Below are 26492 nucleotides of genomic sequence, written 5' to 3'. Positions count from 1 at the left end.
TCGACCCGGGCGCGATCAGCTGTTGATCTGCTTGACGCAGGCCTGTTGGGCACTGTCCCAAACCATCCCGGCGGCGCAGGACTGGGCCTGGTGTTCCCGATCGGAGCACATGGCCGAGGAAAGCGCCGGCAACAGGGCAAGGACGGTGGCGACAAGGGCTGTCTTGATCGGCATGGCAAATCTCCCGAATGAAATGAACCTAGCGTAAAGATAGCCCGGCGCGGTGATCCGACCAAGAAAAACAAGCGCCGCCCCGCGATCAGGCGGGACGGCGCCGGGAAGCGCTGCGCGAGAGGGCGTCGATCAGTCGCCGAACACGCGTTTGAAAATCGTATCCACGTGCTTGGTGTGATAGCCCATGTCGAATTTCTCGTTGATGGCATCGACCCCGAGGGCGGCCACGACATCCTTGTCGGCCAGCAGCTGTTCGCGGAAATCGACGCGATCCTCCCAGACCTTGAGCGCGTTGCGCTGCACCATCGCATAGGCATCCTCGCGCGACACGCCGGCCTGGGTCAGCGCCAGCAGTACCCGTTGGCTCATCACCAGCCCCGGGTACTTGTTCATGTTGTCCAACATGTTCTCGGGGAAGATCAGCATCTTCTCGACGACGCCGGCCAGGCGGTTCAGCGCGAAGTCGAGCGTGATGGTCGCATCCGGGCCGATGCCGCGTTCGACCGAGCTGTGGGAAATGTCCCGCTCGTGCCAGAGCGCGACGTTCTCCATCGCCGGGATCACGGTCATCCGCACCAGCCGGGCCAGCCCGGTCAGGTTCTCGGTCAGCACCGGGTTCTTCTTGTGCGGCATCGCCGAGGAGCCCTTTTGCCCCATCGAGAAGAATTCCGCGCCCTCCAGCACCTCGGTGCGCTGCATGTGGCGGATCTCGATGGCGATGTTCTCGATCGACGAGGCGATCACCCCGAGGGTGGCAAAGAACATGGCGTGACGGTCGCGCGGGATCACCTGGGTCGAGATCGGCTCTGGGCGCAGGTCCATCTTCTCGCAGACATGCTCCTCGACCGCCGGGTCGATATTGGCGAACGTGCCAACCGCGCCGGAGATCGCGCCGGTGGCTACCTCCCAGCGGGCTTTCTCGAGCCGGTTCTTGTTGCGGTCCATCTCGGCATAGAACCGGGCAAAGGTCAGCCCCATCGTGGTCGGCTCGGCATGGATGCCGTGGGACCGGCCGACGCGCACGGTGTCCTTGTGCTCGTAGGCGCGTTTCTTCAGCGCCGCCAGAACCTTGTCCAGGTCCGCAAGCAGGATGTCGGCGGCGCGCACGAGTTGCACGTTCAGCGTGGTGTCGAGCACGTCCGACGAGGTCATGCCCTGGTGGACGAAGCGGGCCTCTTCGCTGCCCACGTGTTCGGCCAGGTGGGTGAGAAAGGCGATCACGTCATGCTTGGTCACCGCCTCGATCTCGTCGATGCGGTCGACGTCGAACTCCACGTCCTTGGCCTTCCACACGGCTTCGGCGTTCTCTTTCGGGATCACCCCCAGCTCGGCTTGCGCGTCGCAGGCGTGGGCCTCGATCTCGAACCAGATGCGGAACTTGGTCTCGGGCGACCAGATGGCGGTCATCTCGGGGCGGGAATAGCGGGGGATCATTGGCAGCGTCACCTTTTTATGATTAGGCGGGGATCAGCGCGCCTCATAGACCGCCGCGACCGCGACGACAAGGCGCGAGCGCGCGGATCAGGGGTGAACCGGGCCATGCGGGGCCACGGGGTGGTGGACCAGGCAAGCGGGAGAGAGACAAACCATGACGACCGCAGCACGCCGGTTGAGCGATTTTCTAGGCACCTGGAGCCTGGACCGGCAGATCGTACAATCGGTCGGCCAAACCGCCCGGTTCATCGGTCAGGCCAGTTGGACGCCGCAGGGGGACGGGGCGCTTTACTCCGAAACCGGGCAACTTACCCTCACCGGCCAGCCCCCGATGCAGGCCGAGCGGCGCTATCGTTGGGGGGCCGATCTCTCGGTCTGGTTCGAGGATGGCCGGTTCTTTCACCAAGTACCGCCGCAGGGCGGGCAGACCGGACACTGGTGCGACCCGGACCAATACGAGGTGGCGTACGGGTTCGACGACTGGCCCCGGTTCCGCGTCACCTGGCAGGTGCGCGGCCCGCGCAAGGATTACACCATGACAAGCCTTTACAGCCCGCTTTCCCAAGCTACGCGATAGAGGGCGCCCGCCGTAACCACCCCGTGACGGTCAGGCGGCCTTCGCGGCAAAGTCCAGGAACGCCTTGTTGCGGCAATAGTCCGGCGCCTCGTCCAGATGTGCGCAGGCGCGCTGCAACTCGGCGCAATCGCCCTGTTTGCTGCAGCCCGAACAACGCAGCGCCAGGGATCGGAACCGCAGCGCCCCACGCTCGGGGTCATTCAGAACCACTGCGTCCAATTCGACGCCCAGCCGCTCGGCCATGCCGGAGACCAGATCGGTACTGTCGGAAATCCGGTCGATACTGCCGGCAATCCTGTCAAGAATGCTCATATCCCTAATCCTTCCATGACATGGGGAACCAAGAGCACCTTTGCACCGTGGCCGGGCGGGCACCTTGACTTGGGTCAAGTGGCCTGCGGGCGCCGTTTTGCCGCAGGCCTGCCGCAAATTCACTTGCGATCTGGGGCGGTTTTGGGCATCAAACCGGGAACCGTTACCAGATATCAGGAGAGATCCACATGACCCTTGCTGCAACTGACCGCGTCCTTGCCGACGTGCTCGGCCCCCGCGCCGGGACTGCGCTGCGCGTGAAACAGGTTGCCTTGGTGGTGCTGGGCATCGCGGTGCTGGCCGTTGCCGCCAAGATCCGGGTGCCGATGTGGCCGGTGCCGATCACCATGGGCACCTTTGCCGTGTTGTCGATCGGTGCGGCCTATGGCGCGCGTCTGGGGCTGGCGACGATCATCGGGTACCTGCTGGTCGGCGCGCTGGGGTTCGATGTCTTTGCAGGGTCCTCGGCCGAGATGGCCGGGATCGAGTACATGATGGGCGGCACCGGCGGCTATCTGGTGGGCTACGTGATGGCCACTCTCGCACTGGGCACGCTGGCCGCGCGCGGCTGGGACCGGTCGTTTGCCAAGATGGCGCTGGCCATGGTGATCGGCAACGCGCTGATCTATGCGCCGGGCCTGCTGTGGCTGGGCCAGCTCTATGGCTGGGACAAGCCGATCCTGCAGTGGGGCCTGACCCCGTTCCTGCTGGGCGACGTGATCAAGCTGGCGCTGGCCGCCGTGCTGCTGCCCGCGCTGTGGAGCCTGGTGGGCCGCGCCCGCGGCTGATCCCGCACCGATGACGAACAAAAGGCCCGGGCACAGCGCCCGGGCCTTTTTCGTTGTGCCGGTCTCATGGTGCCGGTTTTCGGTGTGCCGGGGGGTTAGCCCTCGGGATCGACAAGGGTGCTGTCGACCTGCGCGCCATGGCTCAGGGTGCGGTGCACCGGGCATTTGTCGGCGATCTCCAAAAGCCGGGCGCGCTGCTCGGCATCCAGGTCGCCGGTCAGCCGGATCTTGCGGGTGAACCTGTCGATCTTGCCGGGCTGGCCGTTGCTCGCGGCATCCTCGGCGTGCACCTTGTCATGGCTGATGTCGACGCTGACCCCGGTCAGCGGCCAACCCTTGCGGCGGGCGTACATTCGGATCGTCATCGAGGTGCAGGCGCCCAGCCCCGCCGACACCAGCCCGTAGGGTGACAGCCCCCGGTCGGTGCCGCCGACGCCGCGCGGCTCGTCCGCCAGCAGGTGATGGGTCGGCCCGGACTGGATGTCCTGCAGGAAGCCATCGGCGTCGGCCTCGGTGACGCGGACGATGCCCTCGGGTGCGCCACTGGGCGGCCCGACCGGTGCCAGCTCGACATAGCGCCGGGCCCAGGCGGCGATCACTTCGGCGGCATATTCGGCATCGGCCCCCCGGCTGATCAGGTGATCGGCGGTGTCGAGGGTGACAAAGCTTTTCGGGTGTTTCTTTGCCTGGAAGATCCGCGTGGCGTTGTCGATGCCGACCACTTCGTCGCGCGGGGCGTGCATGACCAGAAGCGCCGCCTTCATGTCATGAAGGGCCTGGTCCAGCTTTTCGCCGCGCACGTCCTCGACGAAGGCGTGCGAGATGCAGAATTCGCGCCCGCCAAGGTCGACCGGCGCGACGCCCTTTGCGGCGATCTCCGGCAGCGCGTCGGCGAAATTATGGGTCACGTGTTCGGGATCGTGCGGCGCGCCGAGTGTCACCACCGCCTTGACGCTGTCGATCCGACCGGCCGCGCGGATCACCGCCGCGCCGCCCAGCGAATGGCCGATCAGCAGCGCCGGCGCCATGCCGCGCCCGTCCAGGTAATCGGCCGCCTTGACCAGGTCGGTGACGTTCGAGCTGAAATCGGTATTGGCGAACTCTCCCCCGGAATGGCCCAGCCCGGTAAAGTCGAATCGCAGCACCGCGATCCCCATCGCCGCCAACCGCGCCGCGATCCGGCGGGCGGCGGGCATATCCTTGGAACAGGTAAAGCAATGGGCGAACAACGCGGTGGCCAGGTGCGGCCCCTCGGGCATGTCGAGCCGCGCGGCAAGCTCGGTGCCGTCATGGCCGGGAAAGGTGATGCGTTCGGTCGGCATGGGATGTCCTTTGTATTGCGCTCGGGATAAGGCTGGGCTGTGACGGCAGACATATCAAGCAATGTGACAGGAAGGTCACGCGGTGGTGAGGAAAATCAGGAGAATCGCGGGCGCAGGGGCGCTGATCGCGCTGGCGGCGGTGCTGGCGGGTTATGGCGGGGCGCTGCACCCGGTGGGCGACAGCCTGGCGGTGTTCCGGGTGCCGCTGGCCCTGTTGGGGGGGCTGGCGCTGCTGGTCTGGCGACCGCGCGGGGCGGTGACCCTGGCCGGTCTCGCGCTGGTCGCGCTCGCGGTGGTGCCGCGTCTCTGGGCGCTGTCGCCGGTGCAGGCGGGGCCTGCGGCACGGGTGCCCGGGCTGGTGGTGTATCAAAAGAACCTGCTGTTCACCCTGCGCGATCCGGCACCGGTGGTGGCCGACATTCGCGCCCGCGCGCCCGACATCGTGACCCTGCAAGAGGTCAGCAAGCGCAACCGCGCGGTTTTGGCGGCGCTGCGCACAGAGTACCCGTATCAGCACTATTGCGATTTTCGCGCGGTCGGGGGCACGGCGGTGCTGTCGCGCTGGCCCGCGGTGTCGGGCAGCGCCTTCTGCGCCCGGGGGATGGCCGGTCTGCAAGTGGAGACGCCGGACGGGCGAGCATGGGCAATGGCGCTGCACCTGAGCTGGCCCTGGCCGCACGGGCAGGCGGAGCAAATTGCCGAACTCACACCGCTTCTGCGCGGGCTCGACGGGCCGGTGGTGATCGGCGGGGATTTCAACGCGGTGGCCTGGTCGCGCGCGGTGGCGCGGGTCGAGGTGGCCAGCGGAACCCGGCGGGCAGGCACCGAGACGGCGACCTTCGCGCTGCCCTATGGCGGGATGGGGGTGGCGATCGACCACGTGCTGGCCAGCGGTTCCGCGCCCGGCACGATCGAGGTGCTCGACCGTCTTGGATCGGATCACCGGGGCGTGCTGGCGCGGGTGACGGTGTCGCCCTGAGTGCCTACTGCCCCATCAGCGCCGAATCGAAGGGGTAGGTGGTCAGGTTCTCGAACCCGTCCTCGGTGATCAGAACCTGATCCTCGAGCTTGATCGAGAAATCGCCCCCGACCGCGCCGGCCGCGACCTCGACGCAGAGCACCATCCCCGGCTCCAGCGCGTAGTCAAAGGCACCGGGCACCGCCTTGTCGGGATAGGCGACCAGCGGCCACTCGTCGCACAGGCCGACCCCGTGCATCATGCAGCCGTATTTCTGATCCTGGAACCGGTCGTCGAGCCGGTGGCAGTTGGCGGTCAGCTCGGGGATCGTCACGCCGGGTTTCAGCATCTGCATGTTGGTCATGATATGCTCGTGCGCGTGGCGCATGGCATGGATCATGTCGGGGCGCGGTTTCTGATCGCCGATCCACCAGGTGCGCGAGATGTCGACGCAGATGCCGTAACTGCCGATCAGGTCGGTGTCGAAGGCGACGATCTCGTTCATCTGCACGATGCGCGGGCCGCATTCCTGGAACCAGGGGTTGGTGCGCGGACCGGAGGAGAGCAGGCGGGTCTCGATCCATTCTCCGCCCCGGCGGATGTTCTCGGCGTGCAGCACCGCCCAGATGTCATCCTCGGAGGTCCGGCCCAACGGCACGTTCAGCCGTGCGAAATCCTCCATCGCGCGCATCGCCGTCTCGCAGGCGTGGCTGGCGCAGCGCATGGCCTTGATCTCGTCGGGGCCCTTGACCGCGCGGGCCTTTTCGGTGACCTCCTCGCCCTCCATGAGTTGCAAGCTCTGCGCCTGCAGCGCGCGCATCCCGTGCAGCGTCACCTTGTCGACCGCGAGGCGGGAATGCCCGGGCGCGTGCTCCGCAAGGATCTGGCGCACCTCGTTGGCAAAGGTGTCGGCGGCCACGTCCACCTTGTCGCCGCGATCGAAATAGAACAGGTCGGCGCCCGAGCGGACCTCGCGCACCAGCGGGTTGAACGAGGACAGAAACGGCGCGTTCTTGTAATCCCAGATCACCATGTAGCCATCGGCGCAGAGCAGCACGGCGCGGAACGGGTTGTGGGTGTTCCACAGCTGCATGTTGGTGCTGTCGGTGGCATAGCGGATGTTGAGCGGGTCGAACATCAACAGCCCGCCATAGCCGCGCGCGACCACGTGATCGGTCAGCCGCCCCCAACGATAGGCGCGCATCTGAGCCAGGTTCGGAAGCTCAAGCCCCGCCTGCGCCCATTCGGCAAAGGCCAGCCGCGTCGGGCCGATCTCGATCCGGTCGGGGTCGTTGGGCGTCCCGTCGCCCAGCGTGGAACCGCGCGTCGGGTCGATCTTGCGGCTGTCGCTGTAATGCAGGTTCATCGCCGGTTTCCCCTGTCGTGACAGGGCCAGTGTGAACGCCGGGAAATCGTGCGTCGCCCCCGCATGCGACGTTTGGTCAGGTCGTTTTTTGGCCGACGCGGGCCGGGCAGGGTGCTATTGCGATTCCCATGACCAGGATTTTGCAGACCCGTATCCCCTATGACATCGCCGCGCAGCGCCGGCTGCCCGGTATCCAGCCGCTCGGCCTCGAAGACTGGCTGATTCGGGACGAGGCCTTTGCCGGGCAGATGGGGTACCGAGACCGGCTGTTGGCCGAGCGGCGCGACGCCGTTCTGACGATGGATGAAAGCGCCCGCGCGGCCGCCGAAGAGCTGCTCGATATGGTGTTGGACCTGGCCTATCCCGGGGCCGGGGCACAGGTGACGCGGCCGGACGGCGTGATCGTCCGCATCGACCGGGCCGATCCGATGGGCACGCTGGGGCGGCTGGTGCAGGAGGACCTGTGCATCCTGGAAAAGCGCGGCGAGGAACATGTGCTGACCGCCGCCGTGCTGTGTTTCCCGGCAAGCTGGATGCTGCGCGAAAAGGCCATGCGCCCGCTGACCGCGATCCATGTGCCGGTGGCGGAATACGACGAGAACATTGCCGCGCGGGTGCAGCGGCTGTTCGACGGGGTCCAGCCGGGGCGGCCGCTGTGGCGGTTCAACGCGTTGTGGTATGCGGACCCGGACCTGCACCAGCCGCGCAGCGTGACCGACCGCCGCCTCGAACCGGGAACGGACGTGCCGGGATACCTGCGCAGCGAGCGTCAGTCGGTGCTGCGGCTGCCGAAAACGCGGGGGGTGGTGTTCTCGATCCACACTTTCGTGCTGGCGCGCGCCGACGCCCCGGAGGGCTGCGACGGTCTGGCGCGCGTGGACGGCTAGACCGGCGCGTCACAAGGGCAGGGCAGAGACCGCCGAAGCCAGGAAGCCGGAGCTGCTGATCGAGACGATGAACCCGGTCAGCGCCAGCACATGGGTGTTGAGTCGGAAATCCTCGCCCTTGACCAGGTTGACCGCGGCCATCGCGGCGGCCACCGGGGCCGAGAGGAACACCAGCATCCCGGTCATCCCCCAGGCAGCAAGACGGCGGATGTCGTTCTCGGCGGCCTCTTCGGGGGTGGTGATGTCGACCATGCCGACCTCTTCGTCGTCACGGAACAGCAGGGAAAGCGATTCCTCCGTGCCGATCTGGACAAGGCCATCCTCCATCTCGATCTCGTAATCGGCCTCGATGGTGTCCGCCTGGAGCGACAGGTCCGAAGCCATGTCCTCGACCGGGGCAAAGCGATGCGCCTTTGGCCCGAGAAGGCTTTGACGGCTGTGCACGCGGCGGGGCGAAACGCTGGAAAACGCGCCAAGGAACTTGGACACGGAGAGGATGGTTTCGGGATCCATCCACTCGATCTGCTGCACCGGGCAGGCGTCGACCATGCGATAGAGCATCACCACCATCATCAATTCGGTGATGTCGCGGTCTTCCTGCCCCGGTGTGATCGGCAGAACGGTGATTTCCAGCCGGTGCATCGGTTTCTTCGACTGGTCGCACATGTGTTCATGCGCGACGATGCGACCGGAATAGGGGGCCGGGTCCAGTGCCAGCTTGACGACGTACTGGCTGGTGACGACACGGGCCTGCTCGGGGTTGAGCACGCTGTGACGCTCGATCAGGTGACCATAATCCTGCAACGCGCCGGTCACGACCCGGCTGAACCGTTCGATCGCGTTTTCGGTTGTACCCAGATAAACCAGTCCACCGTGATACCTGCGGTCCTGTGACACCGTGCGGGCCCTCCGTTGACGTGCCTTGATTTGGTTAACGCTAGTCAGGCATCGGGGAAAAAATGTGTCGAAAACGGATTAACTCCGGGGCAGGGGCAGGGGAGGCAGGCGGAAACAACCTCGAAAAACCACTTGTTTCCGGCGGCTCGCTCGGGAAATGAGGCGGGAATGCGGCGCTGCGCGGGCGGGGGGACGTCAGCCGTCGATCCGGGCGGCCATGATCGCGATGGCCTGCTGGTAAACGCTGGCCGCGTTCCATTGCCGGATCACCGCGAAATTCGGCTCGCCCGGTTGATAGCCGCGGCCCGGTTTCCACCCCTTCTGGCGCAGGAAATTGGCGGTCGAGGCCAGCGCGTCGGACATGTCGTAGAAATCGACGCGGCCGTCACCGTTGGCGTCCACGCCATAGGTCAGCGCGTTTCCGGGCAGGAACTGGGTATGGCCCAGCTCGCCATGCCGAGCGCCCAGCGTGGCGCCGGTGATGGTGCCCTGATCGACCAGTTTCAGCGCCGCGATGGCATGGGGTCGGAAAAAGTCGGCGCGGCGGCAGTCATAGGCCAAGGTGGTGATCGCCGAGACCACGGGACTGTCGCCCATGAAGCCGCCAAAGGCGGTTTCCATCCCGTGCAGCGCAAGCAGGATTCCCGCTGGCACGCCGAAGCGGCGTTCGAGCGCGGCGTAGAACTCCGGGTGGCGCGTCTTGCGCTTGCGGCCCTGCGCCACGATCGTGTTCGCCCCGCGCACCTGCATGAATTTCTCGAGGCTGTAGCGAAAGCTTTTCTGGTTTCGGTCGGCGGCAATGGTGCGGGTGGCGTATTGCGCCCGGGCCAGCGCCTGAAGTCCGCGGGACCCGACGCCTTCGCGGCGGGCCTCATCGGCGAAATCGCGTTGCCAGGCGGCAAATCCTGCGCCGGTGTTGCCGCAGGGGGCGGCGAGGCTCGGCAGGGGGGCAAGGACAAGCGCGGCGGCGAACAGGATGTGAATGAAACGGGGCATGGGATGGGTAATCGTGATTGTGGATCAATGACGCCAGCCTGCCCGCGCCGGGGCGCCAAGGCAACGGGAAATGCGCGCCGTGGTCCAAACGGAAGAAGGGCGCCCGCCAGGGCGCCCTTCGGATCTTGCTCGCTGAGCCGGTATCAGCAGCTGTAGTACATGCCGTATTCGACCGGGTGCGGGGTGTGTTCGTAGGTTTCCACCTCTTCCATCTTGAGCGCGATATAGCCCTCGATCTGGTCCTTGGTGAAAACGTCGCCCTGCAGCAGGAAGTCGTGGTCGGATGCCAGCGCCTCGAGCGCCTCGCGCAGCGAGCCGCAGACGGTGGGGATGTCGGCCAGTTCCTCGGCGGGCAGGTCGTAGAGGTTCTTGTCCATTGCCTCGCCCGGGTCGATCTTGTTCTTGATGCCGTCCAGGCCGGCCATCAGAAGCGCCGCGAAGCACAGGTAGGGGTTGGCACTGGGATCGGGGAAGCGGGCCTCGACGCGCTTGGCTTTCGGGCTTTCGGTCCACGGGATCCGAACGCAGCCCGAGCGGTTGCGGGCCGAGTAGGCACGCAGAACGGGGGCTTCGAAGCCCGGGATCAGGCGCTTGTAGCTGTTGGTCGAGGGGTTGGTGAAGGCGTTCAGCGTCTTGGCGTGCTTGAGAACGCCACCGATGAACCACAGTGCCTCGTCCGACAGGTCGGCGTATTTGTCGCCCGCAAACAGCGGCTTGCCGTCCTTCCAGATCGACATGTTCACGTGCATGCCGGTGCCGTTGTCGCCGGCGATCGGCTTGGGCATGAAGGTTGCCGACTTGCCATAGGCGTGGGCCACGTTGTGGATCACGTACTTGTACTTCTGCAGCTCGTCGGCCTGTTTGGTCAGGCTGTCGAAGATCAGGCCCAGCTCATGCTGGCACGAGGCCACCTCGTGGTGGTGCTTGTCGACCTTCATGCCCAGACGTTTCATGGTCGAGAGCATTTCCGAACGCAGGTCTTGCGCCTCGTCCACCGGGTTCACCGGGAAATAGCCGCCCTTGACGCCGGCGCGATGGCCCATGTTGCCCATCTCGTACTCGGTGTCAGTGTTCCACGAGGCGTCGGTCGCGTCGACCTCGTAGGAGACCTTGTTGATCGAGTTGGAGAAGCGCACGTCGTCGAACAGGAAGAACTCGGCCTCGGGACCCATGTAGGCAACGTCGCCGATGCCCGAGGACTTCAGATAGGCCTCGGCCTTTTCGGCGGTCCCGCGCGGGTCGCGCTCATAGGGTTCGCCGGTGTCGGGCTCGACCACCGAGCAGTGAATGCAGATGGTCTTTTCGGCGTAGAACGGATCGGCATAGGCACTTTCGGTGTCGGGCATCAGTTTCATGTCCGAGGCTTCGATCGATTTCCAGCCGGCAATCGAGGAGCCGTCGAACATGAAGCCTTCCTCGAGGAAGTCCTCATCGACCTGGTCGGCCATGACGGTCACGTGCTGCAACTTGCCGCGCGGGTCGGTGAAACGGATGTCGACGTATTCCGCTTCTTCGTCCTTGATCAGCTTGAGAACTGCATCCTTGCTCATTCTGCAATGTCCTTTTCTTAGGGATTCGGTCTTGTTTCGGTGTGGGTTACAGCGCGTCCGAGCCGGTCTCACCGGTCCGGATGCGGATGGCCTGCTCGACCGTGCTGACAAAGATCTTGCCGTCGCCGATCTTGTCGGTCTTGGCTGCCGCGACGATGGCGTCGATGGCCCCGTCGACCTGGTCGTCGTCCAGCACCACCTCGATCTTCACCTTGGGCAGGAAGTCGACGACATATTCGGCGCCGCGATAGAGTTCGGTATGGCCCTTCTGGCGCCCGAACCCCTTGACCTCGATCACGCTCAGACCCTGAACGCCGACATCCTGGAGCGCCTCTTTGACCTCGTCCAATTTGAACGGTTTGATTATCGCTTCGATCTTTTTCATCGACGGTCTCCTCGCAACCTTGTCCCGAGGGGTCAGATCATTTCTAAATAAGTGCCACAATCGGATACCGGATCGCGCCCCCTGTCGGGGTCGTGGAATCCGGTGGCGAGGTCAAGGTTTGGGCGTTACGCACAAAAAATGAGCAGAGTGTGAATGAAGGGCGGGGTGCGCGGTGAAATGAGCGAGCTTCTGACAGCCGCGCAGATGCGGGCGGTTGAAACCGCGGCGATCTCCTCCGGGGCGGTTTCCGGCCTGGCGTTGATGGAGCAGGCGGGGCGCGGCGTGGTCGAGGCGGTGTTGGAGCACTGGCCCGGGATGGCCCGCGCGCCGGGCCGCGCCTGTGTCCTGTGCGGCCCGGGCAACAACGGCGGCGACGGCTTCGTGATCGCGCGGCTGCTGCATGACCGGGGGTGGGGCGTCGAGGTGTTTCTCTACGGCGATCCGGAGAAACTGCCCCCCGATGCGCGGGCGAACCACGACCGCTGGCGTGCGCTGGGGGGCGTCCGCCGCTGGGCGGCGCAGGACGTGGCGGGGTGCGATGCCGATCTGATCGTCGAGGCGGTGTTCGGCGCCGGGCTGACCCGCGCTCCGGCGGCAGAGATCCTGGAGCCGATCGCGCGGCTGTCCGGGCGCGGCGATACGCCGGCGCGGCTGGTGGCGGTGGATGCGCCGGCGGGCCTGTGCATGGACAGCGGCCGGCCCTTGGCGGAAGCGACGGTGCGTGCCGGGCTCACCGTCACCTTTCATCGGGCGCGGCCGGGGCATTACCTAGCCGAGGGGCCGGAGCATTGCGGGAACCTGCGGATCAAGGACATCGGTCTGTCGGCAGCGGGCGAGGGGCGCGCGCAACTGACGCTGGCGGCGCCTGACCCGACCACTCTGGCCAAGCATCGAAGCGGGCACAAGTACGGCCACGGGCACGCGCTGGTCCTGTCGGGTGGCGCGGGCCGGACCGGCGCGGCGCGGCTGGCGGCGCGCGGGGCGCTGCGGGTCGGGGCCGGGCTGGTGACGATGGGGGTGCCCCCGGCCGCGCAACAGGAGGTCGCCTGCCAGATCACCGCGCTGATGCTGCGCCGCGTGGCGGATGGCGCGGCCCTGGCCGAGGTGCTGGCCGATCACCGGGTCAATGCCCTGTGCCTCGGGCCGGGGCTGGGCCTTGACCGGGCGCGGGACCTGGTGCCGGTGGCGCTGGGGGCGGGGCGCGCGGTGGTTCTCGATGCCGATGCGCTCACGGGGTTGGCCGAGGATTCGGCGGTGCTGTTCGCCATGCTGCACGAAAATTGCGTGCTGACGCCACACGGGGGCGAATTCGCGCGGCTGTTCCCGGACATCGCCGAAAGGCTCTCCGCCCGGCCCGAGAGAGGCCCCGCCTATTCCAAGGTGGACGCCACGCGCGCCGCTGCCGAACGGGCCGGTTGCGTGGTCCTGTTCAAGGGGCCGGATACCGTCATCGCGGCCCCTGACGGGCGTTGTCGCCTCTGCGCGGCGGCCTATGGGCGGGCCGCGCCCTGGTTGGCCACGGCGGGGTCCGGCGATGTGCTGGCCGGTCTCATCGCCGGGCTTCTGGCGCGCGGATTCGACCCGATCGAGGCGGCCACGACGGCCGCCTGGTTGCACCAGGAGGCCGCTCGAAGTTTCGGCCCCGGGCTGATCGCCGAGGACCTGCCCGAGGCGCTGCCCGGGGTGTTCCGGGCGCTGCAAGGCTAGAGCCACGCGGGGACGATTTCCCCTCGCATCGTTTTGCGAGCTTTGCTATGAGGCACGGAACGCGCGGCCGCTGCCGCGCCGCGTGCGGGTGTGGCGGAATTGGTAGACGCACCAGATTTAGGTTCTGGCGCCTTTGGCGTGGGGGTTCGAGTCCCTTCACCCGCACCATATTGAAATCATTGAACATTCTCTGGTTTCTCCTTTGTTTGATCTTGTGACCCCGGTGAAGTTTCGCAATTTGTTTCGCACTTTCGCGGTTTGTCGCTGTTTCGTTCCCGCTTCTGTTGCGCCCGTTTCGACGCCTTTTTCTGATCCGCGCCCGAAGCATATTTCTGAGCCATCTCAAGGGTCTTGTGCCCTGTGACCGCCTGAATGTCGCGGATATCGACACCGGCATCGGCCATCTCCTTGGCCGCCGTGTAGCGCCATCCGTGGGGCACCAGCCTGCCATCCCCGTCCTTGACACCAATCGCTTCGCGCACGTCCTCTACGGCCTTCTGCACCTGCCGCTTGCCAAGCGGCTCGGTGGCGGTTTTGGCAAGAATGTGCTTTCCGCGCCGTGGGAGTGATGCGAGATAGGCTTGCAACCGCGCGGGGCAGTAAACGTCGATCTTCGCGCCCGTCTTTTGCTGAACGACCGACATATACTCGCCGTCGAAATCGTCCCACTTCATCGCCACGCAATCCCCGAGCCGCTGGCCCGTGCCGATCGCAAGCTCATAGATTGTCCGAGCGACCGACAGGCCATGCTCTTCACAGTGCCGCTCATACGCTTCCAGCTTGTCCGCAGGCCACGCTTGGTAAGATCCGCCCTTGAGCTTGCGGATATTCGCCACTGGATTGCGGTCAACCCACTCAAGATCCATGGCGCGCTGCATGAGGATCGACAGCACAGCGATCCGCTCATTGGCCTTTGACCAAGTGTCTTTCAGCTCATCCCGCACACGTAGTGCATCGGCCCGCTTGAAGTGCCGCACATCCTTGGAGCCGTTCTTTTCTCGGATATCTTCGCAGTGACGACGATAGTTCTTCTTCGTGTCCGCAGCCAGTTCTTTGAATTCTGCACAGGAATAGTAGCTGACGATCAGTGCTTCCCACGTCGTCTTGACGATCCGCTTGCTCTTGCCGTTGCGAATGGCCCAGTATTTCAGGGCGAATTCCTCGGTATCAGGGTCGTCAGGCAGCCGCTCCCGGAACTTGCCCTTGCGAAAATAGATGTAGGCTCTGCCCTTGACGGTCTTGAATTCGAGATAAGGGAGATTGGGGCGCTTCATACGACAAACGCCTCCGGCTCGATCTTGCTGCCCGTCAGGACGGCTTCGATCTCGGCCACCACCCAAAGGGTGTGCTTTCCAAGCCGGATCGGCGGCGGAAGCGCGCCTTGCTCAACGAGAAACAGGAATTCCTGCGCGGTCAGCGACAACATCCCCGCCGCGCCTTTCGCCTCTACGGCGAGCCTTTCGAGTTTGGCCATGTCATGCTCCCCGCGCCTTGGCTGCGCGTTCGAGCAGGATCGTCGCAAATTCGCTGTCGCTCAGGTTCCACGGCCCCTCCAGAGCCCTGATAATCAGCTCTGACATGGTTGCGCTCTCGCTCAGAGAGTGCATCCGCAGCGCGGCGTGGAGATGTTTCGGCAGATAGATAGATGTCTGCTGCAAGGTGTTTCGATCAAGCATAGCTCGCCCGCCCATATAATTACTGGAGAGGCACCGGTTTTCGCTAAACGTTTTGATGGATGGCTGAGAGCAACGCTCTCACTACACAAGAATTGATCGCTTTTAGAGGGGCAAGCCCCTCACTACCCAAGATGTAATAGTGCCTGAACGCTTGATAGCGCGGGCTCGGATTAAGATCAAGATATTATTGAATTTTTATAGCGTTGTCATATATTTATACGAAACCGTTAAACTTTCATTCAAGGGTAGAAAACCGCAAGAAATCATCTGAACAATGGCTTTGCGCCACCGAAATTCAGTAACTTCTAGCCGAAGCCAAGCTACACGAAGTCCACCTACGAAACAGCCAAGAGATCAAAGAAATCTGTCTGCTTTGCGCTGATCTCACCAAGAATGCGTTCTTTGGTTCTCGGGCTTCTGAACATCTGGTAATGAGCAACTGCTTTCTGCTGGCTGCAAGCTGCCGCAACACGTCGAATGGCCTCCTCTACCAGATCAAGCGCGGCGTCTCCCTCAGGCAACTCGGCCTTTTGAGACTTCACATGGAGAAGCTTGCACGCGAAGAGAATAAACCACTGCCCATAGACGAGGTACTGATGCTCGTGCCCGCTTTCGGGCGAAGATCCGAATTTTGCTTGGTAGGCGTCGCGAAGCTCTTCGATGATCCCGTAAATCCGATAGAGTTTGATCAGTTCATCGATGTTCTGGCGGCTGCCAAATATCTGATGGAAGCGGGCATCGAAAATCGAGTCTGATTCAGTCTTGGCCCGATCAGGTTCTCTGAGATCAAACGACAAGATGATCTGCCCCAACTTCAGGGCGTCGATCCTCTTATCGTCTGGCCGGTCAGAGTGCATATTCTTCTTGCGCTCGAAGAAATAGCCCTTCTCTTTGAACGCAAGCTCCAGCTTTTTCAGAATTTCATGGTTCGACATGAGATCACGGCTTTGAATCCGTGCCTGACTGTTGGTCGCAACAGCCACCCTTTCCGCGATATCTGACCGATCGGTTGCATACATGCGCACCATTACGACAACATCAGACAGCGCCTCGGGATCGGTCCGCGCAGCCTCAACCAGTGAGTGCGAGGTTTGTGCACCGTTAACGATCTGGAAGTCTTTGAAGACCAATTTCGGGTTGGTATGCCCTTTGTTGTAGGAAAAGCTCTTGCAGGTAATCGTGACGCCGTTGTTCAGATACCAAAACAGGTAGCTGTCGTTCGAGGTCGCTGTCGAAATAATGGCCTGATTGAAGCCCCCCTTGGCCCCGAGGAACACGCGCAGATTGTCATCAAACAGGTGGCGTTTGATAGTTTCGCCATCGTCCTCGGTAATCAGTTCGACAAAGGACATTGCATCAATTGACGCAATCGCCCCTCTGACATCACCGTCAGATCGCTCCAGAATTTCTCGGCCAATGACCTGCAATTGGCCATCTTCGCGCGCCCGACCTTCGCCTGCCATGGCCTGAATGACGCTCTGGCCGCCGTAGAACTCAAACGAAACAGATGAATGTGACGCCTTTATGCTCTCGATGATGCCCAAGGCAGAGGTCGAGAAGCCCTCGCCATTCGAACAGAAGATCGCCTTGTAGCGGCAGATCTTGCCCTTGTCGTGGAGTTCCCAAATTCGTCGAACAGCTTCCTGAAGCCGAAAGTTCCCGCTGCTCGCCAAACCTTCTGATTTCTCGAACAACTCGTTAAGGAAAAGGGAAACTTTCAGAATTTCAGTGTCATTGATTGTCTTGTGGCAAGTGCTTTGGCTTTCCCGATACTTCGACTGGAACAGAAAAACCTCGGCGCTGCTTTCGCTTTCAATGATATGAACGGCGTCGATCCCGCGATCATCGGGGCCATCGGTGATAATCTCCTGCAACTGATCATCATGGCCGGGAAAAATCTGGCCTAAAACGATCGCAAGGAATCCCACCGTTTTCTTGGGAAACTGATGTTTCTCGCAGGTCGTCGACACCCTCGCGTCGATGATGTCCCAATCCATCTTTGAAATCGGCTTCATGGCGTATCCTCACCCCCTAAAACGGCGTCTCCCGGCCCAATAAAATCTGTAAGGCCCCCAAGTCATCCATCAATATCCAGCTTCGGCAGCCCCCGCACGATCTCCATCGTCCGCAGGCTCACCGTGATCACGCGCTGGAACAATTCCAGCGGATAGGCGGGGTTGCCGACGGTCTCATTGGCGTAGCGGTTGGCGTCGTTGACGATGTCGCTGCCCTTCTTGGTCTTGGGGTTGTAGCTGTCCTTCAGCTCCGCCTGCCGTTCCATCACCCATTCCAGCGCGGGCTTGCCGTTGACGACATAGTCATAGGCCGCCAGCGGGATATCCTGCATGGTGATGTTGGCGTTGTAGATCACCGTCGATTTATCAAGGTTCGGGCGCTTGCCCGCGAATTTCATCTTGGTGACGCGGTAGAAGGCCTGCGGGTCGTCGATGACCCATGTGTCCGGATGGCCCTGCTTGAAGGTGACAGGATAGGGCTCGACCGTCTCGTAACCTACATGCAGATCGGCCAGATCGCGGCCCGCCTGCGCAAAGGCGCGGAAATCCTCGATCTTTTTCACGCAGGGGATGCGGGGCAGTTCCTTGGTCAGGTTATCTGCGTAGCGGGCGCGATAGTCCTCAGAATGCAGCAAGCCATAGGTGTAATAGAAGATGTCCTCGCGCGTGATCTGCTGGCTCGGATAGGCCGCTTGGAAATGGCGCAGGCCCGCGTCGGTGATGCCATCACGACGGGCGGCCTGATCCGCACCCGAGAACAGGTCATCCGCGCCCGTGTCGGCATCGTCGTAGATGTAGAGCGGGAAGCATTGCGAACCGCTCATATCGGCGGCGTGAAGGCTTGGGATGCAATCCGTCATCAGCGCCGAAACCGATCCGCGCGCGCCGGGGCTCGACATGGCGATCACGCGGTTGGGACTGTCGGCATCGGGAAACAGGCGCGGGATCTGATAAACCATCTCGTTCAGGCGGCGGCTGAAATACAACCACTCCTTCCCGAACGGACGATAGATCGACGGCACAAACTGGCCGTCCTCGATCGACAAGGGTTTGCCACGGCCATGATCCGCCAAAAGCGCCCGCGTCCAGCTTACCTGCCTCGGATCGCCCAATAGTTTCGGCGCTGGCTGGCCTGCATCCTGCGCTTGCCGTGCCTTGGCCAGTTCATCGTTGTAGGTGTCGATCATTGCCCCGATGTTGCGCTCCAGATCGGCACGAGACCGGTTATAGCACCACGCATCCCGCTGGGTTTTCACCCCTGCGGAATATGTCTCGAACAGCGTTTCAGCGGTCTTGTCCTTCTTGTCCCCGATCTTGATGAACTGATCGAAAGACGCATCCCGCTGGTTCAACCAGTCCCCGTGTTCGTCGGGCTCGATCTGGGTCCAGCCATCGGCCTCGGCAATGCCGCGCGTTGATCCGAAGTCGCGGATGATCGTCAGCTTTTCCTTTTCTTCAAGGTAGTCGCCAATGTCGCGGTAATGGATGCGACCGCGATGCGCGGCCTCGGGATTGCGGACCAGAACAGAAATCGCAACAGGGGTGCGGGTGCCCGCTCCAAAGACATTGCCCTTTTCCTTGCGGCGGCGTTCGCCCGTCAGATGCGCATCCCCCCGCAAATTGAAGATGTAGAGGTCCGAAAATTCGTTGGCAAAGCTCTTGCGCACGCCGGTTGTGGCGTTCCCGTCCAGCCACCCGCCATTGGTCACAAAGGCCACGACACCACCATCATCGCCGATCCGGTCACTGGCCCAGCGGAAAGCGCGCAAGTAGCTGTTGTATAGACCGTTCTTGTTCTGCGCCTCGGTCAGCGCGGCATAGGTGTCGCGGATGCGGCCATCCAGCGTGGGGTAGTCCACATTGGCATTGTCGTCATTGGCGCTGTCCTGCCCTTTGGAATAGGGCGGGTTGCCAAGGATCACACGGATATCGGTCGCCTTCTGCCGTTTGCGCCGCTCCGAGTTGTCGGGCATGTAATGCGAGATCAGATCATCGCTTTCATACATCTGGAAAGTGTCGGTCAGGCAGATGCCCTCGAACGGCACATAGTCCCCGCCCTGAAGCCCGTGATAGACCGCTTCGATGTTGATCGCGGCGATGTAATAGGCCAGCAGCACGATTTCATTGGCATGGATCTCGTGGCGGAACTTGTGCTCCATCTCCTCGGGCGCGATCAGGCCCGATTGCAAGAGCCGCGTGATGAAGGTGCCCGTGCCGGTGAAGGGGTCCATGATATGCACGCCTTCGGACCCGAGCGTCTGGCCGAATTCGGTTTGCAGCACATCGTTGACCGAATGGATGATGAAATCGACGATCTCGGGCGGGGTGTAGACGATGCCGAACTTGTCCGTGGTGCGCGGGAAGGCCTTTTTGAAGAACTTCTCGTAAAGCTCCTTGATCAGGTTCTGCTTGGCCGCAGGATCGGTGATGCCTTTGGCGCGGCGCTGAACATCGGCGTAGAATTTGTCGAGGTCTTCGGATTCCTTGTCCAGATTGGCCTCGTCCAAGACATCCAGAACCCGCTGCATGGCGCGGGAAACAGGGTTCTCTGACGTGAACTGGTGACCCTCGAACAGGGTCTGGAAGACAGGGCGCGTGATGATGTGCTGGGCCAGCATCTCAATCGCGTCTTCGCGGGTGACGGTTTCGTTCAGATCGTCTTGCAGCTCTTCAAGGAAGGCGTCGAAGGCTTCGCGCGCGCGGGTGTCTGGCGCGTCCAGCAGGCTTTTCAGCCTGACAATGTGGTTGCTGGCGATTTCGGCAATGTTGCCCGCCCAGTCTTCCCAATAGTCGCGCGTTCCGCATTTCTTGACGATCTTCGCCATGATCGCGCGCGAAAACTCATCGACGGAAAAGACCATCTCGGCCTGCACCGGCCCTGTCGTGACGGGATCGCGCCCAGGTGTGCCAATGCTGGCGCTGGCAGGCTGCGCACGGGTTGGCAGATCATCGACCACGGCGGTGACGGCGGCCAGCTCCGGGTGGTTGGCGGTGATGCCGACGATCTCGACCTTATGGCTGATGTCTTGGCCCAGCGAGGCTTGGTTGATCGTCGCACCCATTCCGTCTTCGTCGTGGGCGCGCAGGGCGTTCAGGATTTGCCAGACAACGCGGTATTTGTCGTTATCGGCCAGCGCCTGTTCGGGCGGGATACCGGCGGGCACACCCACTGGCAGGATGACATAGCCCATCTTCTTGCCCTCAGCCCGACGCATCACGCGCCCGACCGATTGCACCACGTCGATCTGGCTCTTGCGCGGATGGAGGAACATGATCGCATCGAGCGCGGGCACATCCACGCCTTCGGACAGGCAGCGCGCGTTGGTCAGTATCCGGCAGGTATGGTCCGGGGCATCGGCCTTGAGCCAATCGAGCAAGCGCCCGCGCTCTTTGGCGTTGAAGGTGCCATCCACATGCTCGATCTCGCAGCGCAGGCTGTCATCGTCCGGGTCGTCATCCAGCACCGGATCGTTCCCCAGAAATTCATCGACCACGGCTGAGAATTCGGTCTCGATCAGCTTCGAGCTCTTGATGTCCTTGCAGAAGGCCAAGGCGCGGCGCATCGGGTGGGGATCGGTGGACACATCGGCCTGCAAATCAGCCTTGGTCAACGCCTTGTAGCACCCCACGATCTTGGTGGCGTCATCGAGGCGCAGTTCACTGCCGCCATCGTTCAGGCGCTTTTGCACGCTGTCCGAAACCAGTTGTTCGTCCATGGCCAGCACGATGACCTTGTAATCGGTCAGCAGGTTGTTTTGCACCGCCCACGAGAACCCGCGATAGAACAGCGTTTCCCCGAACAGATCGGTGCGGTCCATCGAGCAGAGTTCAGCCCCGACATCATCCGCTTTGGACTTGGCATTCTCCCCGAAAATCCGCGGTGTAGCGGTCATATAGAGGCGCTTCTTGCCCTGAATAACGCGGTTGTCATGGACCTTGACGAAGTTGGAATCGTCCTCGCCCACCAGCGTCACGCCGGTTGTTCGATGTGCCTCGTCGCAAACGATGAGATCAAACTCAGGAAGCCCGTGATCACGTTGGGCGTCTGCGATGACCTGAATCGACTGATAGGTCGCAAAGACAACCGTCATCTTGTCAGATGCGGGATGGAGGACACCCTCGGCAAGTTTGCGCGGATCAGTCGTCGCGGGGAACGCAAGATCAAGAACGTCGATTTCGGCAATATCATCGGCTCCGACACGCCGCTTGCCGACCTGTGTATCCGAGCAAACAGCATAGGATCGAAGCGGCGTTTCGGTATCCGCCGTCCATTCCCGAACGGTCTGCGCCATCAAGGCCAAGGAAGGCACGAGGAAAAGAACCTGCTTACCGGCACCGGCCAGATCTTCTGCGATCTTAAGGCTGGTGAAGGTCTTGCCTGTCCCGCAGGCCATGATCAGCTTGCCCCGATCGGCATCCGCCAGCCCGAAGCGAACATCGCGTAGCGCTTCTTCCTGATGGGGACGCAAGCGCTTTTTGTCGGCCAGAACGACAGTCCCCTGATCGCCGAAGCGTTCCCAAAGGATCGGACTTTCCTGAAGATCATTCAACCCAATGCGAATTGTCGGGATGTTCTGGCCACGAAGCATCGCCTCGGCATTTTCGCTCCAAGGCTTCTCTGTGGTGTCGATGATAACGCGGCGTTTGAATGGATCCTTGCCGGAGGCAGAGATGAAGCTGTCGATGTCCTCTTTGCGGATGCGATAATTCGCGTTGTAAAACTTGCATTGGATCGCTGCAAAACCGTCTTCGTCACGAAGTTTCGCTACAAGGTCGATACCTGTATCACGGCCATCCCAGCCATTTTCGAGCGCCCACTGGGCGTAAGGTTTGACGTCAGAATACTGCTCGACCTGAACCGGATCATGCGCAAGAAATGCGACCGCCAAGCGCTCAAAGTAGGTTCCCTTGTCGCGCTCGGTGCGCGCGGCGCTCCGGTATGAATTCAACAAATCCTGTAACGACATCTGCTCGTTTGCCTCAAAGTGTTTTTGTGAGCAGGATTCTCCTCCTACCACTCATATTTCTAGCGGGCACGACAATCGGAATCCACCAGTGATTGTGTCAGCCTCTGGCCTCAGCCCGCGTTACGGCATCGAGGATCACTTGGCCATCACAGCCGATGGCTGTCACGATCTGGACGAATTCGACGACCTCCACCTTCCGCTCGCCATTCTCGTATTTCGCGACGAAAGACTGAGGCCGTTCGAGGCGATCTGCTAATTCAGTCTGTGTCAGACCAGCGTCCAACCGCGCCTGTTTCAAAGCAGCCATGAGGGCCTGATGCCCCGGACTGCGTAGGGTTCTTCCCATGTTTTGAACTCCGAATAAATCCGGAATTCGGATAATCCCGCTTGAGAATTATCCCATTTTGGGTTATGTATTCTGGTGTTTAAGCACCAAGGCACTTGATCATGATGACGCACGTTCGCACAGGATGGCTGGCCTTAAGGCTTCAGCAGCGTCCAAGCCTCAACGCCGAACCCCTCGGCTACCCGATACAGGTTGTCGATCGAGATGTTCTGTTCCGAGCGCTCAACCGCGCTGAGATAGGTGCGGTTCAAACCGGTCTCATTCGCCAGAAATTCCTGCGACCAGCCACGCTCGGCGCGCAGCTTGCGCATGTTGCGCGCAACGATGTCTCGCAGGGGGCTCTTGGGCGTCGTTTTCATGCACAATGCTATTGTGCTTTGACGCTTTTAACTCTACCTGTTTTAACATACATTCGACGAGTTGGAGAGTACCCATGCCCCAATGCCCCCACTGCATGACCGATATCCACGAAGAGGCGCGGGTTTGCCCGTCCTGCGGCGCAAAGAAGGGCGTTATGGGCGCAGGGTTCACCGGGCGCGATCTGAAAATGCGGGCGGGCGTCGTGGCCGCGATTGGTCTGCTGCCGCTCGTCGTCGGGCTTGGTTTTCTTGTCACAGGCGACGTCATTGGCTTCATGCTGCTGGCTGGCCTTGCCGCCATCCCCTTCGCCATCGCCGCCGGGATTTTTGTCGCATCGGAGGGACGCGAAAAATGGTATCGCTGAGCCTTCACGATCCTGACGGCGTGCAGCGCCGTTTGCGGGCCTTTCTCGTCCAGTTCACCGCGCCGCAATGGGTGACACAGACCCAGACCGACGCGACGATTGAGGATCAGGAACGCGCCGCCGAGGTGCTGGACATCGTTCTGGATATCCTGCTCGATGCGCAGCTGGGGCTGGTGGCCGATCTGGTCCCCGCCGACGAAGAACTGTTCTGGAACAGCCCGCGCCGCCTGCACGCGCCGGAAACGGGTGCGCGGTTTGACATCCGCGTGGGTGCGCGCGGCGGCTATGATCTTCGCGTCACGGCGGGCAACACCGTGTTCACCGATCACGCGATGAGCTTCGAAGGCCTGACCATGGCGCTGCGCAGTTTCGCCGCCCTGCGCCGCGAGGCCGCCGCATGAGCGAGCTGAAACATACCTCGTTCTACATCAGTGCCGAGGGCCACAAGGCCCTGCGGCTGGAGGCGATCAAACGCGGCCTGTCGATGAGCCAGCTCATAGCCCGCGCGCTGGCCGATGCGGGTGTCGATATTCCCGCAGAGGATTTGAAGAAATGAAAGCATTGTTCACCGCAGGGCTGATCGCGCTGGCCAGCCCCGTCATGGCCGGGGGCTGGTATTTCGAGGCATCGCTGGAAGGCGGGGCCGAATTCTGGACCTTCACCAACGCCAAGGGCGACGTCAGCCCCCGCCGCAAGATAGGCGACGAAATCTGGATCATCCGCTCGGACGAAGTTAACGGGCTGGGGCCGGACGGGGCCTGCACCTTCGACAATTGCGCGGTGAAAGTGACGCTGGGCGGGCAGGTTCCTGCGGCGCGGGAACGGGTGCAGATCACGTTCTCGAACGGCGAGGCACTGGACTTCGAGGCGCGCGGCGGTGAGGTTCTGTTCGACAACTATTCAGCCGCAGGCATGGGCGCGACTGCGCTGTTCGTAAGCAACATCCGCGCGGCGGAATGGGTCGAGGTCAGCTTCGGCGGGCGGGCGCACAGGTTCAGCCTTGCGGGATCAGCCAAGGCACTGGATGCGATCAGGGCATATCTACGCTAGGTGCGCGCTGGTGATATGGTGCGATAGTGCTATAACGCCACACTTTCGCTCCAAGGTTGATCTGAAAGTCGTTGCGACAGACTAAACTTAGATAATACACAGTCACGGACAGCATTTAAGCCGTTGAAATAAGTCATTTCTGAGGGAAGCCTGTGAATAGGAACCTGATCGTTGACGTTGAAGCAGCCTCTTGGCCACCGCCGGGAAATCATCCCGCATTTCCAAGCGCCTTTCACAGCGGGGCTGCGACGTGGGATATGAACTTTCCGGCAATGCTGCTCATGATCGGGTATTTGACCACGCCCACAACGTCCACAGGCGTCTCCCTGAGCGAGTTTTGGGCATGGGTGAGGTACTTGTCGGCAATCACGCCGGATCCGGACCTCAGGCTCACGAGCAGCTTTTCGGAACTTGACGCCCACCAGAAAACAATCCTGAGCGACGACTTCGGTATGGGCGCGCCTCTCCTATGGCTGAGCGAACGCTTTGATTTGGATCGAATAGTAGATGGACGATATTTCGTTGAGTTCCTGGCACCGAGATTGGGGGCAACACAACGAAGAACGGCCAAGCGCGGCCCGAACAAAACCCCGGACTTTGTGGCGCGGGATGCCAGTGGCGTATGGCATGTGATCGAGTGCAAAGGAACGCAGTCGGGCTCGGGCTACAGCGCCGGACAGCTGGGGAATGCAGGCCCGCCGCCTACGGGAGGCATTGCCCAGAAACGCTCCATCGTCTTCCCCGCCGGACACACCGGACAGCGCCTCGTCAGCGGACTTCAGATTGGGGTCCCTGACGGCGAGCCAAGCCGCCTAACCATCATCGACCCGGAACCAGAAAAGCCGTTTCGGGTTCTCGAGACGGACATGGCGCTTGCGGATGATGCTGCGGCGAGGTGCGTCGTTTCTAAGGCCTTGCGCCAAGCAGGCTATGAAGTCGCGGCGGAAACGATGGCCTCGCCGCATGATGATATTTTCTTTGAGGAACGCCGTGCAACCACGGGGCTCTCGGATGATGAGGGAACAACCAGACTACGCGACAAACGTGCCCGCGACGAGCTTGGAAGCCGAGAGCGCACGGTTGAGTTCGCAGAAAACTATGTTGGCCGCGAAAGGCAGTTCATGCTGCCCAGACCAGTGATCGTGAACTTCAAGCCCGCCTACCGCGTGATTTTGAGGCAAGGGCTTCGAAAGGAAGCCATCGACGAAATGCAATCAGATCCGAGCATAGTGGGCCTTTTGTCAGAATCCGGCGCCGATTGGGTATCTGAGCTGGGGAAGAGCGTAAGCAAGGGCAGCGAAGGCTCTGCATCTATGACGATTGGCAACATTTTTCGCTCAGAGATAATTCTGGAAGAATAGCTGCTTGGGTTGTTGTCTTGACCTCTTGACTAACCAGTCGGGTTGGTTCGCGGCCCAAGCCCCTTTGTGGGCTTGCATGGGCGTGATGGCACTATCGCCCTATCACACTGCGGAGGTGCCCCATGGCGCGGTTTCTGATCTGGAGCGATCTGCATGACGAATTCTGGGGCGGCTTCGACCTGCCTGACCTGTCCGCGCCGGTGGACGGGGTTCTGATCGCGGGCGATACGCACACGCGGGGGCGGCATCTGGATATCCCCGCGCGGGCGGCACGCAAATATGGCTGCCCGGTCGTCGTGATCTGGGGCAATCATGAACCCTATGGCTCGGTCCGGGCGGAACTGTTGATCGAGGAGGAGCGCCAGCTTGCCGAACTGCGCGCCGAAGGCCTCAATATCCGCGTGCGTCATGGAGCCATGACCGAGATCGCGGGCGTGCGCATCATCGGTGCGACGCTCTGGACGGATCTGCAACTCTACCCCGAGTTCGACGAACTCGCGCGGATCATGGTCTCGGCCTACATGCAGGACTACCGAGCCATTCGCACCGCGCCCGATACCCGTTTTACCATCGACGACATGCTGGAACGTCATGCGCAGGACAAGGCTGCGATCCTCGCTGCCCTGCGCGCGCCATATGAAGGCCCAACCGTCGTCATGACCCACCACCTGCCTCTACGCGCGCTGATCGCCCCGTGGCGCACCATCGGGGGCAATGAGAAGCGTGCGATGAACAACGGGTTTGCCTGCGACCTCTGGGACGAGATCCGGGGCTTCAACATCGACACATGGATTTGGGGCCACAGCCACGAGGGGGAGAGCCGGACCGTCGAAGGTGACCACGGCCCGATCCGCTTCGTCACGAACCAGCGGGGATATCCGGGCGAGGAGGTCGAGTTCGATCCGGCCTTTGTGCTGGAGGTCTGAGCGTGGCGGGATAGGGCGATAGTGCTATAGCACTATTGGGCTGTGACCAAACATAACCCGCTGATCTTCTTGGA

Annotated in this window: 27 protein-coding genes and 1 tRNA gene; 12 read left to right on the top strand and 16 right to left on the bottom strand. The window is 62.2% G+C overall.

From position 1 onward, the window contains the following. Positions 1 to 15: 15 nt before the first annotated feature. Together ABWV23_RS11985 and purB are read right to left on the bottom strand one after the other, a co-directional pair. Positions 16 to 174 carry a carbohydrate-binding module family 14 protein gene (locus ABWV23_RS11985; RefSeq protein WP_353347985.1) on the bottom strand — a complete coding sequence of 53 codons (159 nt, stop codon included), beginning with the start codon at positions 172 to 174 and terminating at the stop codon, positions 16 to 18. A 129-nt stretch (positions 175 to 303) separates the two neighbouring features. Continuing rightward, the gene (gene purB, locus ABWV23_RS11980) at positions 304 to 1608 is read right to left on the bottom strand and encodes an adenylosuccinate lyase (RefSeq protein ID WP_353347983.1); all 1305 of its coding nucleotides are present in this window, start codon (positions 1606 to 1608) and stop codon (positions 304 to 306) included. A 154-nt stretch (positions 1609 to 1762) separates the two neighbouring features. Between purB and ABWV23_RS11975 the strand changes: the two genes are divergently transcribed. Further along, positions 1763 to 2185 carry a DUF6314 family protein gene (locus ABWV23_RS11975; RefSeq protein ID WP_353347981.1) on the top strand — a complete coding sequence of 141 codons (423 nt, stop codon included), beginning with the start codon at positions 1763 to 1765 and terminating at the stop codon, positions 2183 to 2185. A 30-nt stretch (positions 2186 to 2215) separates the two neighbouring features. Here the strand turns inward: ABWV23_RS11975 and ABWV23_RS11970 are convergent, their stop codons facing one another. Then, on the bottom strand, positions 2216 to 2497 hold the full coding sequence (locus ABWV23_RS11970) for a DUF6455 family protein (RefSeq protein WP_353347979.1): 282 nt from the start codon (positions 2495 to 2497) through the stop codon (positions 2216 to 2218). Between the two features lie 188 nt (positions 2498 to 2685). Here ABWV23_RS11970 and ABWV23_RS11965 point away from each other — a divergent pair, with 188 nt between their 5' ends. After that, entirely contained in the window at positions 2686 to 3285 is a 600-nt protein-coding gene (locus ABWV23_RS11965; RefSeq protein WP_353347977.1) for a biotin transporter BioY, read from the top strand. A 95-nt stretch (positions 3286 to 3380) separates the two neighbouring features. Here ABWV23_RS11965 and ABWV23_RS11960 read toward each other — a convergent pair whose 3' ends face one another. Next, the gene (locus ABWV23_RS11960) at positions 3381 to 4607 is read right to left on the bottom strand and encodes a bifunctional alpha/beta hydrolase/OsmC family protein (protein ID WP_353347975.1); all 1227 of its coding nucleotides are present in this window, start codon (positions 4605 to 4607) and stop codon (positions 3381 to 3383) included. An 85-nt stretch (positions 4608 to 4692) separates the two neighbouring features. On the opposite strand from ABWV23_RS11960, the gene ABWV23_RS11955 reads away from it, so the two are divergent. Then, positions 4693 to 5586 (top strand): endonuclease/exonuclease/phosphatase family protein, encoded by an 894-nt coding sequence (locus tag ABWV23_RS11955; RefSeq protein ID WP_353347973.1) that lies wholly within the window; start codon positions 4693 to 4695, stop codon positions 5584 to 5586. A 4-nt stretch (positions 5587 to 5590) separates the two neighbouring features. On the opposite strand, the gene dddP is transcribed toward ABWV23_RS11955, so the two are convergent. Further along, on the bottom strand, positions 5591 to 6931 hold the full coding sequence (gene dddP, locus ABWV23_RS11950; protein ID WP_353347971.1) for a dimethylsulfonioproprionate lyase DddP: 1341 nt from the start codon (positions 6929 to 6931) through the stop codon (positions 5591 to 5593). A 128-nt stretch (positions 6932 to 7059) separates the two neighbouring features. Here dddP and ABWV23_RS11945 point away from each other — a divergent pair, with 128 nt between their 5' ends. After that, positions 7060 to 7818 carry a heme-dependent oxidative N-demethylase family protein gene (locus ABWV23_RS11945; protein ID WP_353347969.1) on the top strand — a complete coding sequence of 253 codons (759 nt, stop codon included), beginning with the start codon at positions 7060 to 7062 and terminating at the stop codon, positions 7816 to 7818. Between the two features lie 9 nt (positions 7819 to 7827). On the opposite strand, the gene ABWV23_RS11940 is transcribed toward ABWV23_RS11945, so the two are convergent. The 4 genes from ABWV23_RS11940 to ABWV23_RS11925 form a co-directional block, all read right to left on the bottom strand. Next, positions 7828 to 8715: a hypothetical protein gene (locus ABWV23_RS11940; protein ID WP_353347967.1), complete on the bottom strand. Its 888-nt coding sequence runs from the start codon at positions 8713 to 8715 to the stop codon at positions 7828 to 7830. Between the two features lie 195 nt (positions 8716 to 8910). After that, entirely contained in the window at positions 8911 to 9711 is an 801-nt protein-coding gene (locus tag ABWV23_RS11935) for a lytic murein transglycosylase (RefSeq protein WP_353347965.1), read from the bottom strand. A 143-nt stretch (positions 9712 to 9854) separates the two neighbouring features. Further along, positions 9855 to 11261, bottom strand: a complete 1407-nt coding sequence (gene glnA / locus ABWV23_RS11930) for a type I glutamate--ammonia ligase (protein WP_353347963.1) — start codon at positions 11259 to 11261, stop codon at positions 9855 to 9857. Between the two features lie 46 nt (positions 11262 to 11307). Then, positions 11308 to 11646 carry a P-II family nitrogen regulator gene (locus ABWV23_RS11925; protein WP_353347961.1) on the bottom strand — a complete coding sequence of 113 codons (339 nt, stop codon included), beginning with the start codon at positions 11644 to 11646 and terminating at the stop codon, positions 11308 to 11310. Between the two features lie 177 nt (positions 11647 to 11823). Here ABWV23_RS11925 and ABWV23_RS11920 point away from each other — a divergent pair, with 177 nt between their 5' ends. Then, entirely contained in the window at positions 11824 to 13353 is a 1530-nt protein-coding gene (locus tag ABWV23_RS11920; protein WP_353347959.1) for an NAD(P)H-hydrate dehydratase, read from the top strand. Between the two features lie 84 nt (positions 13354 to 13437). Further along, a tRNA-Leu gene (locus ABWV23_RS11915) sits at positions 13438 to 13521 on the top strand. 8 nt (positions 13522 to 13529) lie between these two features. On the opposite strand, the gene ABWV23_RS11910 is transcribed toward ABWV23_RS11915, so the two are convergent. From ABWV23_RS11910 to ABWV23_RS11880, 7 genes are all read right to left on the bottom strand, one after another. After that, positions 13530 to 14627 carry a site-specific integrase gene (locus ABWV23_RS11910; protein ID WP_353347957.1) on the bottom strand — a complete coding sequence of 366 codons (1098 nt, stop codon included), beginning with the start codon at positions 14625 to 14627 and terminating at the stop codon, positions 13530 to 13532. Beyond that, positions 14624 to 14827, bottom strand: coding sequence for a hypothetical protein (locus ABWV23_RS11905; protein WP_353347955.1), 204 nt, complete (start codon positions 14825 to 14827; stop codon positions 14624 to 14626). Before ABWV23_RS11905 ends, ABWV23_RS11910 begins: the two co-directional genes overlap by 4 nt. A 1-nt stretch (position 14828) precedes the next feature. Then, on the bottom strand, positions 14829 to 15029 hold the full coding sequence (locus ABWV23_RS11900; protein WP_353347953.1) for a hypothetical protein: 201 nt from the start codon (positions 15027 to 15029) through the stop codon (positions 14829 to 14831). A 335-nt stretch (positions 15030 to 15364) separates the two neighbouring features. Next, positions 15365 to 17026 carry an AIPR family protein gene (locus ABWV23_RS11895; protein WP_353347951.1) on the bottom strand — a complete coding sequence of 554 codons (1662 nt, stop codon included), beginning with the start codon at positions 17024 to 17026 and terminating at the stop codon, positions 15365 to 15367. A gap of 80 nt (positions 17027 to 17106) precedes the next feature. Next, positions 17107 to 22062: a DEAD/DEAH box helicase gene (locus ABWV23_RS11890; RefSeq protein ID WP_353347949.1), complete on the bottom strand. Its 4956-nt coding sequence runs from the start codon at positions 22060 to 22062 to the stop codon at positions 17107 to 17109. Between the two features lie 46 nt (positions 22063 to 22108). Next, positions 22109 to 22318 carry a helix-turn-helix domain-containing protein gene (locus ABWV23_RS11885; RefSeq protein ID WP_353347947.1) on the bottom strand — a complete coding sequence of 70 codons (210 nt, stop codon included), beginning with the start codon at positions 22316 to 22318 and terminating at the stop codon, positions 22109 to 22111. Positions 22319 to 22491: 173 nt separating this feature from the next. Continuing rightward, the gene (locus ABWV23_RS11880; RefSeq protein WP_353347945.1) at positions 22492 to 22716 is read right to left on the bottom strand and encodes a helix-turn-helix domain-containing protein; all 225 of its coding nucleotides are present in this window, start codon (positions 22714 to 22716) and stop codon (positions 22492 to 22494) included. Between the two features lie 95 nt (positions 22717 to 22811). Here ABWV23_RS11880 and ABWV23_RS11875 point away from each other — a divergent pair, with 95 nt between their 5' ends. The 6 genes from ABWV23_RS11875 (at position 22812) to ABWV23_RS11850 (ending at position 26418) form a co-directional block, all read left to right on the top strand. Further along, the gene (locus tag ABWV23_RS11875) at positions 22812 to 23081 is read left to right on the top strand and encodes a hypothetical protein (RefSeq protein WP_353347943.1); all 270 of its coding nucleotides are present in this window, start codon (positions 22812 to 22814) and stop codon (positions 23079 to 23081) included. Continuing rightward, positions 23069 to 23482 carry a hypothetical protein gene (locus ABWV23_RS11870; protein WP_353347941.1) on the top strand — a complete coding sequence of 138 codons (414 nt, stop codon included), beginning with the start codon at positions 23069 to 23071 and terminating at the stop codon, positions 23480 to 23482. Before ABWV23_RS11875 ends, ABWV23_RS11870 begins: the two co-directional genes overlap by 13 nt. Next, positions 23479 to 23637: a hypothetical protein gene (locus ABWV23_RS11865; RefSeq protein ID WP_353347939.1), complete on the top strand. Its 159-nt coding sequence runs from the start codon at positions 23479 to 23481 to the stop codon at positions 23635 to 23637. The genes ABWV23_RS11870 and ABWV23_RS11865 overlap by 4 nt, the downstream gene beginning before the upstream one ends. Further along, positions 23634 to 24131, top strand: coding sequence for a hypothetical protein (locus ABWV23_RS11860; RefSeq protein ID WP_353347937.1), 498 nt, complete (start codon positions 23634 to 23636; stop codon positions 24129 to 24131). Before ABWV23_RS11865 ends, ABWV23_RS11860 begins: the two co-directional genes overlap by 4 nt. Positions 24132 to 24403: 272 nt before the next feature. Beyond that, the gene (locus ABWV23_RS11855) at positions 24404 to 25492 is read left to right on the top strand and encodes a hypothetical protein (RefSeq protein WP_353347935.1); all 1089 of its coding nucleotides are present in this window, start codon (positions 24404 to 24406) and stop codon (positions 25490 to 25492) included. Positions 25493 to 25614: 122 nt separating this feature from the next. Continuing rightward, complete coding sequence (locus tag ABWV23_RS11850) at positions 25615 to 26418, top strand: metallophosphoesterase (RefSeq protein ID WP_353347933.1); 804 nt, start codon at positions 25615 to 25617, stop codon at positions 26416 to 26418. The last annotated feature ends 74 nt before the right edge of the window (positions 26419 to 26492 follow it).

The organism is Aquicoccus sp. SU-CL01552, assembly GCF_040365005.1.
In the GTDB taxonomy this organism is placed as follows: domain Bacteria; phylum Pseudomonadota; class Alphaproteobacteria; order Rhodobacterales; family Rhodobacteraceae; genus Antarcticimicrobium.
This window is presented reverse-complemented; position numbering and strand designations above follow the sequence as displayed.

Coding starts and splice junctions, on each gene's coding strand:
- ABWV23_RS11985 (WP_353347985.1), bottom strand. CDS start 174: ATGCCGATCAAGACAGCCCTTGTCGCCACCGTCCTTGCCCTGTTGCCG.
- purB (WP_353347983.1), bottom strand. CDS start 1,608: ATGATCCCCCGCTATTCCCGCCCCGAGATGACCGCCATCTGGTCGCCC.
- ABWV23_RS11975 (WP_353347981.1), top strand. CDS start 1,763: ATGACGACCGCAGCACGCCGGTTGAGCGATTTTCTAGGCACCTGGAGC.
- ABWV23_RS11970 (WP_353347979.1), bottom strand. CDS start 2,497: ATGAGCATTCTTGACAGGATTGCCGGCAGTATCGACCGGATTTCCGAC.
- ABWV23_RS11965 (WP_353347977.1), top strand. CDS start 2,686: ATGACCCTTGCTGCAACTGACCGCGTCCTTGCCGACGTGCTCGGCCCC.
- ABWV23_RS11960 (WP_353347975.1), bottom strand. CDS start 4,607: ATGCCGACCGAACGCATCACCTTTCCCGGCCATGACGGCACCGAGCTT.
- dddP (WP_353347971.1), bottom strand. CDS start 6,931: ATGAACCTGCATTACAGCGACAGCCGCAAGATCGACCCGACGCGCGGT.
- ABWV23_RS11945 (WP_353347969.1), top strand. CDS start 7,060: ATGACCAGGATTTTGCAGACCCGTATCCCCTATGACATCGCCGCGCAG.
- ABWV23_RS11935 (WP_353347965.1), bottom strand. CDS start 9,711: ATGCCCCGTTTCATTCACATCCTGTTCGCCGCCGCGCTTGTCCTTGCC.
- glnA (WP_353347963.1), bottom strand. CDS start 11,261: ATGAGCAAGGATGCAGTTCTCAAGCTGATCAAGGACGAAGAAGCGGAA.
- ABWV23_RS11925 (WP_353347961.1), bottom strand. CDS start 11,646: ATGAAAAAGATCGAAGCGATAATCAAACCGTTCAAATTGGACGAGGTC.
- ABWV23_RS11920 (WP_353347959.1), top strand. CDS start 11,824: ATGAGCGAGCTTCTGACAGCCGCGCAGATGCGGGCGGTTGAAACCGCG.
- ABWV23_RS11910 (WP_353347957.1), bottom strand. CDS start 14,627: ATGAAGCGCCCCAATCTCCCTTATCTCGAATTCAAGACCGTCAAGGGC.
- ABWV23_RS11905 (WP_353347955.1), bottom strand. CDS start 14,827: ATGGCCAAACTCGAAAGGCTCGCCGTAGAGGCGAAAGGCGCGGCGGGG.
- ABWV23_RS11900 (WP_353347953.1), bottom strand. CDS start 15,029: ATGCTTGATCGAAACACCTTGCAGCAGACATCTATCTATCTGCCGAAA.
- ABWV23_RS11895 (WP_353347951.1), bottom strand. CDS start 17,026: ATGGATTGGGACATCATCGACGCGAGGGTGTCGACGACCTGCGAGAAA.
- ABWV23_RS11885 (WP_353347947.1), bottom strand. CDS start 22,318: ATGGCTGCTTTGAAACAGGCGCGGTTGGACGCTGGTCTGACACAGACT.
- ABWV23_RS11880 (WP_353347945.1), bottom strand. CDS start 22,716: ATGAAAACGACGCCCAAGAGCCCCCTGCGAGACATCGTTGCGCGCAAC.
- ABWV23_RS11875 (WP_353347943.1), top strand. CDS start 22,812: ATGACCGATATCCACGAAGAGGCGCGGGTTTGCCCGTCCTGCGGCGCA.
- ABWV23_RS11870 (WP_353347941.1), top strand. CDS start 23,069: ATGGTATCGCTGAGCCTTCACGATCCTGACGGCGTGCAGCGCCGTTTG.
- ABWV23_RS11865 (WP_353347939.1), top strand. CDS start 23,479: ATGAGCGAGCTGAAACATACCTCGTTCTACATCAGTGCCGAGGGCCAC.
- ABWV23_RS11860 (WP_353347937.1), top strand. CDS start 23,634: ATGAAAGCATTGTTCACCGCAGGGCTGATCGCGCTGGCCAGCCCCGTC.
- ABWV23_RS11855 (WP_353347935.1), top strand. CDS start 24,404: ATGCTGCTCATGATCGGGTATTTGACCACGCCCACAACGTCCACAGGC.
- ABWV23_RS11850 (WP_353347933.1), top strand. CDS start 25,615: ATGGCGCGGTTTCTGATCTGGAGCGATCTGCATGACGAATTCTGGGGC.